We start from the raw sequence: 11,290 nt of genomic DNA on the forward strand, positions 1-11,290 counted from the left end.
CAGGGTGCGGGTCTTGACCTTGCCCTGGTCGCGGTAGCTTTCGCGCAGCAGGATCGCCGGCGGTGACCCTCGGTTCGGCACCCGCGTCACGTACATGCTTACTTTCTAGCACATTAGATGGTGCAATGCCGGTATATCGAAGAGAGACACGCCGCATTACTTCTCTATATACATGATTACATATCGGCGGCCCAAGGATAAAGAACACCTGCTCATCAAGGGCAAAGTGGATTCAAACCCGCGCTACCGGGGGGAACTTCGGTTTAGATCTTCTCGGCGTAAGCCGACCATTCCAATTGCGATGCCTTGAGTTTGCGGCCGGTGGGCTCGATGTAGCGCTGCACCAGCTCGTCGGGCCCGGCCTGCTCGACCAGCTGCCAGCCGTATTCGCCGATGAACCCGGCGACCTCGTCGGGCTGTATCCCGAAGTGCCACAGTTGCTTTCGCTCGCGCACGTTGCGGTACAGCGTCCGGGTGCCGTACCGGTTCGTCCCGTCGATGAAGTCCCGGCGGACGTAGGTGAACACCATGCGGCTGCCCGGTGCCGCCGCGCGTAGTCCCTCCAGGATCCGCCGGACTGCGTCTTCGGTGAGGTACTGGGTCACGCCTTCGCAAATGAAGAAGGCCCGATAATCGGTGTGGTAGCCGTGCTCGGCCAACGCGGTGAGCAGGTCGTCGCTTTCGAAGTCCAACGCCACCAGCCGAACCGACAGTGGAAGCTCGCCCAGCACCCGACGCACGGTCTTGGCCTTCAAGGCGATGTTGACCGGCAGGTCGACTTCGAACACCGGGATGCGGACCTGCCGCGTCAACCGGTAGGGGCGGGTATCCAACCCGGAGCCGAGGATGACGACCGCGTCGATGTCTGGGGTATCACCGAGTGCTTCCTTGAGCTTGTCGCCGATGAAGCGCTTGCGGCAGGCCAGACTCGCCCACAGGCCGCGGCCGGTCCATTCGGATGCACGGATGAGCGTGCGGCGCACCGCAGCCCACCGGGTGGTGGCGACGAGTAGGCGCATCGGGATGGGCAGGAACAGCTCGGCGAGGTCGTCGTCCACCAGTCGCTGGCCCGGCGGCTGGTTTTGTTCGACGGCGGTCAACACCATCGGGCCGAAGGCGGTGTTTGCGGCGGGGTTTTGAGCCATTATCGAGCGCTGCCTACCGCTTGTTCACTGAGCCCGCATCGACAGGCAACGTGACGCCGGTGATGTAGCGGGCCTGGTCGGACGCCAGCCAGGCCACCGCGTTGGCGATGTCGTCGGCCTGCAGGATCTGGACCGGCAGCGCGTTGCCCATGCCCGGCGCCCGGCCCGACTTGGCGACCAGGTCGGCCAGCCATTGCCGGGTGAACTCGTTGTTGATCATCGGCGTGTCCACACCGGACGGATGCACCGAGTTGACCCGGATGTTGTGTTCGGCAAGCAGATTGGCGTACAAGCGCATCAACCCGACCATCCCGTGCTTGGCGGCGGTGTAGCCGATGGAGCCGGCGTCGGCGCTGCCGACGCCGGCCAGCCCCGCGGCCGAACTGATCAGCACGATCGATCCGCCTTTTGATCCGGCTTTCGCCTGCTCGATCATGGTCGGCACCGCCACGTCCAGGGTGTGATAGGCGCCGGTGAGGTTGACGTCGATGACGTCGTGCCACGCGTCGGCGGACTGCATGGGCGCGATACCGGCGTTGGCGACGACGATATCGAGCCGGCCGAACTCGTCGAGCCCCGCCTGCAGAGCGGCGGCCAGCGACGCGCGGTCGCGGACGTCCGCCTGCTTGGCCACGATGCGGGCGCCGGTGTCCTCGACCAGCTTGACGGTGGCCGCGAGATCCTCCGGTGTGCCCAGGGGATAGGGCACGCTGGCGATCTGCTGGCACAAGTCGACGGCGATCACGTCCGCGCCGTCCGATGCCAGGCGAACCGCAAACGCGCGTCCCTGACCCCGCGCGGCCCCGGTGATGAAGGCGACCTGGCCTTCCAGTGGTCGGGCCATCAGGCGCGGAGTTGGCCCTTGCTCGAGTCGCCCGCCGGAACCGGTTGCAGCATCTTGATGTCCGGTGGCCCGGCCAGGTGCTCGCCCACGGAGGTGAACATCTTGGTGATTGCCGGCGCGCTGCTGTGCGCCTTGAGCGCTTCCGGGTCGGCCCATTGCTCGACGAAGACGAACGTCTCGCCCGTTTGGTGCAGCGAGTAAAGCTGGCAGCCAGGTTCGTCGTGCACCTCGCCGACCGCCGTGGTGAGGATGTCGCGGACGGTGTCGACCGACTCGGGTTTGACGGTCATGGTGGCAACGACGACGACGGGCATACGGGCCTCCTACGGCGGGGAACTTGGCGGCAGCACTTTTGTCGCCGTTCGCCACCCTACTCACGCCTCCAGACGGGGGGACGGGCGCATCGCGAGCGGGCGCCCGTTACCAGTGTGGCGGGTGGTGCATATGAGGCAACTGCGACTAGGCTTGCCTGCATGGCTAGCAAGACCGTCGCCCGGTCCGGAACTCGAACGAGCAGGTCAGGGGCCACTTCGAGGACCAAGTCGCGGGGTTCTGCCCGATCTGCGCGACCGGCGACACCGCGCAAAAGGCCGAGCAGGCCTGCCAAACGCCGGAATCGGTCCGTGCTGGTTTCGGCCGGGCTGACGTGCGGCCGGGCCATCCGCGCGACCTGGCTGATGGCGGCCAAGGGGACCGGGACCGCGGCGCGCTCGATCGGCCGCGCCCGCGACATCGAACCGGGACATCGCCGTGACGGAATCGCGCTCGTTCTGTTGGGCGTTGCCGTCGTCGTCGCCGCGAGCTCGTGGTTCGACGCCGCCCGGCCGGTCGGCGCGTGGGTGGACACGGTGTTGCGGATGTTCATCGGCTCGGCCGTCGTCTTCCTACCGCTGGTCGCGGCCGGAACGGCAGTGGTGCTGATGCGGACCCAGCCCAACCCCGAGGCACGGCCCCGGCTCATCCTGGGTTCCAGCCTGATCGCGCTTTCCCTGCTGGGCCTGTGCCACCTGTGGGCGGGATCGCCGGAAGATCCGGCCTCCCGGCAGCGGGCGGCGGGGTTTATCGGTTTCGCCATCGGCGGCCCGCTGTCGGATGGGTTGACCGCCTGGATCGCCGCGCCGCTGTTGTTCATCGGCACGCTGTTCGGCGTGCTGCTGCTGACCGGGACCACCATCCGCGAGGTGCCGGATGCGCTGCGCGCCATGTTCGGCACGCGGTTGTTCCAGCGTGACGACGAGGACGACTACGAGCCCGACGAGGACGAGGCGGAAGCGCAGGACACGCCGCGCGAGGACTTCTCCGACGGCTACTACGACCAGTCCTTCGACGACGAGCCGCAGGCGTGGCCGTCGGCCAACATGCTCGACATCTCCGAAGCCGAGGACGACGCCCCTACCGTCCCCGAACCCGTCGTCGCGCCGGCCCGCCGGCGCACCAAGAAGCGGGACAACCGGCCCGCGGATATCTCCGGCCTCTACACGCTGCCGTCGCTGGACCTGTTGGTGGCCGGCGACCCGCCCAAGAAGCGCAGCGCCGCCAACAACCACATGGCCGGCGCCATCGGCGACGTGCTCACCCAGTTCAAGGTTGACGCCGCCGTTACCGGGTGCACCCGCGGACCCACCGTGACCCGCTACGAGGTCTCGCTGGGGCCGGGCGTCAAGGTCGAGAAGATCACCGCGCTGCAGAAGAACATCGCCTACGCGGTGGCCACCGAGAGCGTGCGGATGCTGGCACCGATCCCCGGCAAGTCCGCCGTCGGCATCGAGGTACCCAACACCGATCGGGAGATGGTGCGCCTGGCCGACGTGCTCACCGCGCCGTCCAGCCGCCGCGACGACCACCCACTGGTGATCGGGCTGGGCAAGGACATCGAAGGCGACTTCATCTGCGCCAACCTGGCCAAGATGCCGCACCTGTTGGTGGCCGGCTCGACCGGCTCCGGTAAGTCCAGCTTCGTCAACTCCATGTTGGTGTCGCTGCTGACCCGGGCCACCCCGGAAGAGGTCAGGATGATCCTGATCGACCCGAAGATGGTGGAACTGACGCCTTACGAAGGCATTCCGCATCTGATCACGCCGATCATCACCCAGCCGAAGAAGGCGGCGGCCGCGCTGGCGTGGCTGGTCGAGGAGATGGAGCAGCGCTACCAGGACATGCAGGCGTCCCGGGTGCGCCACATCGACGACTTCAACGTCAAGGTGCGATCGGGTGCCATCACGGCGCCACTGGGCAGCCAGCGCGAATATCGGCCGTACCCCTACGTCGTCGCGATCGTCGACGAGCTGGCCGACCTGATGATGACGGCGCCGCGCGACGTGGAAGACGCCATCGTGCGGATCACACAGAAGGCGCGGGCAGCCGGCATTCATCTGGTGCTGGCCACCCAGCGTCCGTCGGTGGACGTGGTCACCGGGCTGATCAAGACCAACGTGCCGTCCCGGCTGGCGTTTGCCACGTCGTCGCTGATCGACAGCCGGGTGATCCTGGACCAGGCCGGCGCGGAGAAGCTGATCGGCATGGGTGACGCCCTGTTCCTGCCGATGGGCGCCAACAAGACCGTCCGCATGCAGGGCGCCTACATCACCGACGAGGAGATCCACGCCGTCGTCGGCGCCTGCAAAGAGCAGGCCGAACCCGAGTACACGGAGGGCGTCACCACGGCCAAGCCGACCGGCGAGCGCACCGACGTGGATCCGGACATCGGCGACGACATGGACGTGTTCCTGCAGGCTGTGGAGCTGGTGGTGTCCAGCCAGTTCGGGTCTACCTCGATGCTGCAGCGCAAGCTGCGGGTGGGTTTCGCCAAGGCCGGCCGGCTGATGGACCTGATGGAGACCCGCGGGATCGTCGGGCCGTCCGAGGGGTCCAAGGCTCGCGAGGTCCTGGTCAAGCCCGACGAACTGGCCGGAACGCTGGCGCTGATCCGGGGCGGTTCGGAAAGCGGGGACGACGCCGAGTAACCGGCCGGCCGAGTGTGCGGCCAGTCGCACGTTCGGCCGCGACTGTGCGGCTGGCCGCACGTTCGCGCGGCGCGTCGCCGCGCGTAGAGTGAGACTCCTCACACAGAGGGGCGTTACGTACTCCACGGGCGACACGATCGATGCTCGGACGGTGACCACTATCGACGGGTCACAGGTTTCCATTCCTGCACCCGATCGCACGGTGCATCTGCAGTTTCGGCGATTTGCCGGATGCCCGATCTGCAATCTGCACGTTCGAGAGGTGGCACGCCGGAATCCCGAGATCGAGAATGCCGGATTGTCGAGGTCGTCGTCTTTCACTCCGCGGCCGACCGGCTCCGCAAATACCAGGCGGACCTTCCATTCGCCGTGGTGGCCGACCCGGAGCGCAAGCTCTACTGGGAGTTTGGCGTCGAGTCTTTGCTGCGCTCGCTGTTCTATGCCGACGCCGCCGCGCCGCGCTCCGCGGCATACGCCACAACCCATCGCTCAGGGGTGCCCTGGCCCCGAGAGAAGACCACCTCGGCAAACCGGCCGACTTCCTGATCGGCCCGGAGGGCGTAATCCGCGCGTGTAAGTACGGCCTGCACGCGCACGACCAATGGTCGGTCGATGAAGTGCTGCTCCTCGCCAAGTAGCGCGCCGGCCGGCCGCCGAGTGTGCGGCCAGCCGCACGTTCGGCCGCGACTGTGCGGCTGGCCGCACGCTCGCGGGGCTAAAGCACCAGCAGCATCCGGGAGTTGCCCAGGATGTTGGGCTTGATGTAGCTGAGATCCAGGAATTCGGCCACGCCGATGTCGTAGGAGCGGCACATCTCCTCGAACACCTCGGCGGTGACGGGCGTGCCCTCGATCTCGGTGAAGCCGTGCCGGCCGAAGAACTCGGTCTCGAAGGTCAACACGAACAGCCGCTGCAACTGCACCTCGCGCGCCACCTCGAGCAGCCGGTTGACGATCGCGTGGCCGATACCGTGGCCGGTCAGGGCGGGGTCGACCGCGACGGTGCGGATTTCGCCGAGATCGGACCACAGCACATGCAGCGCGCCACAACCCACGACTTTGCCGTCGTCGGGGTTTTCGGCCACCCAGAACTCCTGCACGGCTTCGTAGAGCGTCACGAGGTTCTTTTCCAGCAGGATTCTCCCCGCGTACGTGTCGACAAGTTGTTTGATCGCCGGAACGTCGGATGTTCGCGCACGCCGGACCAGCGGCCGGTACTGCCGTGGGCTTTCGGTCACGGGTAACAGTATCGACATCAGCGACGGGGCAGCGGGCCGACCGCTATTCTGTTGCGGTGTCGGGGCAGCCTGAAACGGGTTCGATACGGGGCCGCGCCCGTATCGCGAACCTCGCCAACGTCCTGACCGGCTTGCGGCTGGTGATGGTCCCGATTTTCCTGGTTGCGCTGTTCTACGGGGGCGGCCACGTTACGTCGGCCCGCATCGTGGCGTGGGCGATATTTGCCCTGGCCTGCTTCACCGATCGACTGGACGGCCAACTGGCCCGCAACTACGGCATGGCAACCGAATTCGGCGCGTTTGTCGATCCGATCGCCGACAAGGCCCTGATCGGCTCGGCGCTGGTCGGGCTGTCCATGCTCCACGACTTGCCCTGGTGGGTCACGATAGTCATCCTCACCCGCGAGCTCGGGGTGACCGTGTTGCGGTTGTCGGTAATTCGCCGCGGCGTCATTCCCGCGAGCTGGGGCGGCAAACTCAAGACCCTGACTCAGGCGGTGGCGATCGGCTTGTTCATCCTGCCGCTGTCGGGCTGGCTGCACGTGTCGGCAGCGGTGGTGATGGGCATTGCGATCGTGCTCACCATCGTCACCGGCATCGACTACATGGCCTCGGCGATCAAAGAAGTTCGGCAGACACCCCGCTGATTCGGGGAACCAACACCAAGGCTGCCCGCGTTCACCTCATAACTATTGCTTGTTGTGCCTGCTGGCGCGATGCGACAAAAGGAGGGCTCGATGGGGCCATTGGTGCGCGAGGTCATTGGCGACGTGCTGCGCCAGGCCCGGATTTCCCAGGGGCGGACGCTGCGCGAGGTGTCCGATTCAGCACGGGTGAGCCTCGGATATCTGTCGGAGGTCGAGCGCGGCCGTAAAGAGCCCTCAAGCGAGCTGCTCAACGCCATTTGCGACGCTTTGCAGCTGCCGCTGTCGGCGGTGCTCATTGATGCCGGTGAGCAGATGGCGCGCCAGGAAGACGCGGCTGGTGTCCGGCCGGGAAGCGCTCCTACCATCGACGCCAGCACCAAGGTGGTCATTCCGCCCGTCGCCTCCCTGGCGGTGGCCTGAGTTTCCAACGATGCAACGCATGGCAAGCAGAAGCGCATCTAGGGTGGGGAGATCGCCGCTGACGCATTAAATTGAGCGGCAGGGTAAGCAGCCCACAAGGCACACAAAAAGCGAAGGCGGAGCTAACTCATGGCCAATCCGTTCGTCAAAGCGTGGAAGTACCTCATGGCGCTGTTCAACGCCAAGATTGACGAGCACGCCGACCCCAAAGTCCAGATTCAGCAGGCCATCGAGGAAGCGCAACGCACCCACCAGGCGCTGACCCAGCAGGCAGCGCAGGTGATCGGCAACCAGCGGCAACTGGAGATGCGGCTCAACCGACAGCTGGCCGACATCGAAAAGCTGCAGGTCAACGTCCGTCAGGCGTTGACGTTGGCCGACCAGGCCACCGCGTCCGGAGACGCCGCCAAGGCCACCGAGTACACCAACGCCGCCGAGGCGTTCGCCGCTCAGCTGGTGACCTCCGAGCAGAGCGTCGAAGACCTTAAGACGTTGCATGACCAGGCGCTTGGCGCGGCGAAACAGGCCAAGAAGGCGGTCGAGCAGAACGCGATGGTGCTGCAGCAGAAGATCGCCGAGCGCACCAAGCTGCTCAGCCAGCTCGAGCAGGCCAAGATGCAGGAGCAGGTCAGTAAGTCGCTGCGGTCGATGAGTGAGATCGCTGCGCCGGGCAACACCCCGAGCCTCGACGAGGTGCGCGACAAGATCGAACGCCGTTACGCCAACGCGCTCGGGAGCGCCGAACTCGCACAAAGCTCCGTTCAGGGCCGGATGCTCGAGGTTCAGCAGGCGGGCGTGGAGATGGCCGGGCACTCCAGGTTGGAGCAGATCCGCGCCTCGATGCGCGGGGAAGCGCTGCCGACGGGCGGGGCAGGGTCTGCGCCCGGCGCCCCGGCCACTCCCGCCACCGCCGACCCGACCCGCGGGCCGATCGCCGAGAAGCCGTTTGGTCAGTAGTCACCGGGAGGGTCTCAGATGGCGGTGAGAACAAGGCAGGACGGGCAATGGCGCGAGGTGCTCTGGCGAGGTTTCGACACCTTCAATGACCTGTCGGACCTGGTTGCGCAGAAGATCAGCGTCGCGACCGATCCGCGCACGCGGGGGCTGCGCCGTCGGCGCCGTGCACTGCGCTGGGGCCTGATCTTCACCGTCGGGGTGGTGTTCTGGGCACTGGTGACCATGTTGCTGGCTACCTGGCGGACGCCGTTTTGGGCGTTGCTGATCCCCATGCTGATCGCGGCGGGCGAGGCTATTCCGGCGACGCTTTTACTGCTTCGCTACCGCTGGCTGCGCAAGGAGCCGCTGCCTTCGCCACGGCCGGCCAACGTCCGCCGGTTGCCCCCGCCCGGTTCGGCGGCGCGATCCGCGATGTTCGCGTTGGGTGCCTCCGAACGCGGATTCTTCTCGCTGCTGGGCGTGATGGAGCGGGGCGCGATGTTGCCGGTCGACGAAATCCGCGACCTGACGGCCGCGGCCAACCAGACCTCGGCGGCCATGGCGGCCACCGCCGCGCAGGTGGTGTCGATGGAGCGGGCAGCGCACTACTCCGAATCGTCGCGCTCGCATCTGGTCCCCACCATCAACGCGTTCACCGCGCAGTTGAGCGAAGGCGTCCGCCAGTACAACGTAATGGTCACCGCCGCAGCGCAATTGGTCTCGTCGGCGAACGGCCAGGCCGGTGCTGGGCCGGTGGCATTCACCCAGCAGCAATACCGCGAGGAACTGGTCGACGCGACCGATCGTCTACTCGGTTGGGCGCAGGCGTTCGACGAACTCGGCGGATTGCCGCGGCGTTAGTGGCCGGTATTTTCGCTCTGCGGCGGCTCAGACTCGGGCCGCGGGCCGTAGCGGTCGATGTAGGCCTGGTGGATGTGGGCATCGCGCTCGCGGGCGCGTTCGTTGACCAGCTCGGGGTCCAGGTCGTGTACGCGCAGCATGTGCTGGCGCCAAATCTTGTTGAGCGCATGCGAAAAGTAGACGAACGGAATCAAAATCGGCAGCGTCATGCCCAGATGGACTTCCAGCGTCGTCGGGATCAACCAGAACGGCGCGAGCACCAGCACGGCCGGAACGGCCACCCGAATCATCATCCGTTGGGCGGCGCCCTTGCCGGCCAGGTCGTTGCGCACCCAGTCCCGCATCGAATCGGGCAGCCGCGCCCCGCAGCAGTAACGGATGTACTGAAGGATGTTCGGCTTGGTGCGGACGCTATCGCCGCTCATGCTTACAGCGTCGCCTTGAGCGGCGGCACCACCAGCGCGACCAGACCGCGGAGGGTCGCCTTGAGCATGTCGTAGATGTCGACGTAGTCCCGCCACAGGGTGATCCGCCCGTTGCGGACCTCGAAGATCCCGCACGCCCAGAACTGAATGCGCAGTGGCCCGAAGATGAGCGCGTCGGTCCGTTCGGTGAGGACGGCGGAGCCGTCGGCGGCAATGCGGTGGATCTTCACCTCGAATCCGATGCGGCCTTACATCCTGGAAAGCAGCTTCGCCGTTCGCCGCCCGCCCCGGATCCGCGACAGTCCGACGTTCTCGTAGACGAGGTCGTCGTCGAACAGGGCCTCGATGGTCTCGAAGTCCCCCTCTTGCAGGGCGTTCAGGAAAGACTCGACCGTGCGGGTGTTTACGGCTGTTGTCTGTGTCAGCTCGGTCATGGTGGCCAGCGTATTCGAGTGCGGCTGTGGCAGGGTAGGGCGGATGCGCGTCGCAGTGGTCGCCGGACCGGACCCCGGGCACTCGTTTCCGGCAATCGCGCTGTGCCAACGGTTCCTGGCGGCCGGCGATACGCCCACGTTGCTCACCGGGGTGGAATGGCTGGACGCGGCCCGTGGCGCCGGTATTGACGCGGTCGAGCTGGACGGGCTGGTAGCGACCGACGAGGATCTGGATGCCGGGGCCAGGATCCACCGGCGCGCCGCCCGGATGGCGATGCTCAACGTGCCGGTTTTGCGCGACCTGGCGCCTGATCTGGTGGTGTCTGACGTGATCACCGCGGGCGGTGGCATGGCCGCCGAGCTGCTGGGCATCCCGTGGATCGAGCTCAACCCGCATCCGCTGTACCTACCGTCGAAGGGCCTGCCGCCGATCGGCAGCGGGCTGGCGCCGGGCACTGGTATCCGCGGCCGCGTGCGCGATACCACCATGCGGGCGCTGACGGCACGATCCTGGCGCGCTGGCCTGCGCCAACGGGCGGCGGTGCGTGCCGAGATCGGACTGCCGGCCCGGGACCCCGGGCCGCTGCGACGGCTGATCGCCACGTTGCCCGCGCTGGAGGTTCCGCGTCCGGACTGGCCGGCTGAGGCGGTCGTGGTGGGTCCGCTGCACTTCGAGCCGACGGATCGGGTGCTAGAGATCCCCGCAGGCTCCGGACCGGTGGTGGTGGTTGCGCCGTCGACCGCTTTGACCGGCACCACCGGGTTGGCCGAACTCGCGCTGCATTGCCTGACGCCGGGCGACACGCTGCCGCCGGGATCACGCCTGGTGGTGTCGCGGCTGGGTGGAGCGGATCTGACGGTGCCGCCCTGGGCGGCGGTTGGGTTGGGACGCCAGGCCGACCTGTTGGCGCACGCCGACCTGGTGATCTGCGGCGGGGGCCACGGGATGGTGACCAAGACTCTGCTGGCCGGGGTGCCGTTGGTGGTGGTGCCCGGTGGCGGCGATCAATGGGAGATGGCCAATCGAGTGGTGCGGCAGGGGAGTGCGCGGCTGATCCGGCCGCTGACCGCCGACGCGCTGCTGGCCGCGGTGGGCGACGTGTTGTCGACGCCGGGCTATCGCCAGGCCGCGCAGCAGGCCGCCGCCAGCAACACCGGGGTCGCTGATCCGGTGCGGGTGTGCCGCGAAGCGCTCGCGCTGGCCGGGTGATGCGCTCGGTATGTTGGCTGGCGTGCGGCTGACGGAGTTCAACGAGCGGGTCGTTCTACGATTCGGCACGGTTTACGGCGCATCGGTGCTGGTCGACCATGTGTTGAGCGACTTCGGCGGCCGTACCGCCGCCCAGGCGATCGAGGACGGCGTCGAGCCCCGCGACGT

General features: G+C 67.0%; 13 protein-coding genes and 1 pseudogene. 8 read left to right on the forward strand and 6 right to left on the reverse strand.

The window, feature by feature from the left end:
• Positions 1-263: 263 nt before the first annotated feature.
• Genes VML93_RS37275 through VML93_RS37285 form a run of 3 tightly spaced genes read right to left on the reverse strand, consistent with a single transcriptional unit; the run spans position 264 to position 2,303 of the window.
• On the reverse strand, positions 264-1,145 hold the full coding sequence (locus VML93_RS37275) for an SAM-dependent methyltransferase (RefSeq protein WP_325618705.1): 882 nt from the start codon (positions 1,143-1,145) through the stop codon (positions 264-266).
• Positions 1,146-1,158: 13 nt separating this feature from the next.
• The gene (locus VML93_RS37280) at positions 1,159-1,992 is read right to left on the reverse strand and encodes a mycofactocin-coupled SDR family oxidoreductase (protein ID WP_414686548.1); all 834 of its coding nucleotides are present in this window, start codon (positions 1,990-1,992) and stop codon (positions 1,159-1,161) included.
• On the reverse strand, positions 1,989-2,303 hold the full coding sequence (locus tag VML93_RS37285) for a putative quinol monooxygenase (protein WP_325618709.1): 315 nt from the start codon (positions 2,301-2,303) through the stop codon (positions 1,989-1,991). The genes VML93_RS37280 and VML93_RS37285 overlap by 4 nt, the downstream gene beginning before the upstream one ends.
• 159 nt (positions 2,304-2,462) lie before the next feature.
• Here VML93_RS37285 and VML93_RS37290 point away from each other — a divergent pair, with 159 nt between their 5' ends.
• On the forward strand, positions 2,463-4,952 hold the full coding sequence (locus tag VML93_RS37290; RefSeq protein ID WP_325618711.1) for a DNA translocase FtsK: 2,490 nt from the start codon (positions 2,463-2,465) through the stop codon (positions 4,950-4,952).
• A gap of 231 nt (positions 4,953-5,183) precedes the next feature.
• Positions 5,184-5,498, forward strand: a complete 315-nt coding sequence (locus VML93_RS37295; RefSeq protein WP_325618713.1) for a hypothetical protein — start codon at positions 5,184-5,186, stop codon at positions 5,496-5,498.
• Between the two features lie 169 nt (positions 5,499-5,667).
• Here VML93_RS37295 and VML93_RS37300 read toward each other — a convergent pair whose 3' ends face one another.
• Complete coding sequence (locus tag VML93_RS37300) at positions 5,668-6,189, reverse strand: amino-acid N-acetyltransferase (RefSeq protein WP_325618715.1); 522 nt, start codon at positions 6,187-6,189, stop codon at positions 5,668-5,670.
• Positions 6,190-6,245: 56 nt separating this feature from the next.
• Between VML93_RS37300 and pgsA the strand changes: the two genes are divergently transcribed.
• The 4 genes from pgsA to pspM all read left to right on the forward strand — a co-directional run bounded on the left by pgsA (position 6,246) and on the right by pspM (position 9,053).
• Positions 6,246-6,836, forward strand: a complete 591-nt coding sequence (gene pgsA, locus VML93_RS37305; protein ID WP_325618717.1) for a CDP-diacylglycerol--glycerol-3-phosphate 3-phosphatidyltransferase — start codon at positions 6,246-6,248, stop codon at positions 6,834-6,836.
• Between the two features lie 90 nt (positions 6,837-6,926).
• Entirely contained in the window at positions 6,927-7,256 is a 330-nt protein-coding gene (gene clgR / locus VML93_RS37310; RefSeq protein ID WP_325618719.1) for a transcriptional regulator ClgR, read from the forward strand.
• A 129-nt stretch (positions 7,257-7,385) separates the two neighbouring features.
• A complete protein-coding gene (gene pspA / locus VML93_RS37315; protein ID WP_325618721.1) occupies positions 7,386-8,213 on the forward strand; it encodes a phage shock protein PspA in 828 nt (275 codons plus the stop codon).
• Between the two features lie 18 nt (positions 8,214-8,231).
• Positions 8,232-9,053 (forward strand): phage shock envelope stress response protein PspM, encoded by an 822-nt coding sequence (gene pspM / locus VML93_RS37320; protein ID WP_325618723.1) that lies wholly within the window; start codon positions 8,232-8,234, stop codon positions 9,051-9,053.
• On the opposite strand, the gene VML93_RS37325 is transcribed toward pspM, so the two are convergent.
• Positions 9,050-9,478 carry a DUF5313 domain-containing protein gene (locus VML93_RS37325; protein ID WP_325618725.1) on the reverse strand — a complete coding sequence of 143 codons (429 nt, stop codon included), beginning with the start codon at positions 9,476-9,478 and terminating at the stop codon, positions 9,050-9,052. The genes pspM and VML93_RS37325 overlap by 4 nt on opposite strands.
• Before the next feature lie 2 nt (positions 9,479-9,480).
• Positions 9,481-9,912 (reverse strand): annotated as a pseudogene (locus tag VML93_RS37330) (limonene-1,2-epoxide hydrolase family protein).
• A gap of 43 nt (positions 9,913-9,955) precedes the next feature.
• Here VML93_RS37330 and VML93_RS37335 point away from each other — a divergent pair.
• Both VML93_RS37335 and VML93_RS37340 read left to right on the forward strand, forming a co-directional pair.
• Positions 9,956-11,122, forward strand: coding sequence for a glycosyltransferase (locus VML93_RS37335; protein ID WP_325618727.1), 1,167 nt, complete (start codon positions 9,956-9,958; stop codon positions 11,120-11,122).
• A 22-nt stretch (positions 11,123-11,144) separates the two neighbouring features.
• Positions 11,145-11,290: DUF3046 domain-containing protein (locus VML93_RS37340; protein WP_414686549.1), on the forward strand; the 146-nt coding region annotated here is incomplete at its 3' end.

Origin of the sequence: Mycobacterium sp., assembly GCF_035499775.1 — a bacterium.
Classification (GTDB): domain Bacteria; phylum Actinomycetota; class Actinomycetes; order Mycobacteriales; family Mycobacteriaceae; genus Mycobacterium.

Excerpts from the sequence above, each read along its gene's own strand:
- VML93_RS37275 (WP_325618705.1), bottom strand. The coding sequence starts at position 1,145 with ATGGCTCAAAACCCCGCCGCAAACACCGCCTTCGGCCCGATGGTGTTG.
- VML93_RS37285 (WP_325618709.1), bottom strand. The coding sequence starts at position 2,303 with ATGCCCGTCGTCGTCGTTGCCACCATGACCGTCAAACCCGAGTCGGTC.
- VML93_RS37290 (WP_325618711.1), top strand. The coding sequence starts at position 2,463 with ATGGCTAGCAAGACCGTCGCCCGGTCCGGAACTCGAACGAGCAGGTCA.
- VML93_RS37295 (WP_325618713.1), top strand. The coding sequence starts at position 5,184 with ATGCCCGATCTGCAATCTGCACGTTCGAGAGGTGGCACGCCGGAATCC.
- clgR (WP_325618719.1), top strand. The coding sequence starts at position 6,927 with ATGGGGCCATTGGTGCGCGAGGTCATTGGCGACGTGCTGCGCCAGGCC.
- pspA (WP_325618721.1), top strand. The coding sequence starts at position 7,386 with ATGGCCAATCCGTTCGTCAAAGCGTGGAAGTACCTCATGGCGCTGTTC.
- pspM (WP_325618723.1), top strand. The coding sequence starts at position 8,232 with ATGGCGGTGAGAACAAGGCAGGACGGGCAATGGCGCGAGGTGCTCTGG.
- VML93_RS37325 (WP_325618725.1), bottom strand. The coding sequence starts at position 9,478 with ATGAGCGGCGATAGCGTCCGCACCAAGCCGAACATCCTTCAGTACATC.
- VML93_RS37335 (WP_325618727.1), top strand. The coding sequence starts at position 9,956 with ATGCGCGTCGCAGTGGTCGCCGGACCGGACCCCGGGCACTCGTTTCCG.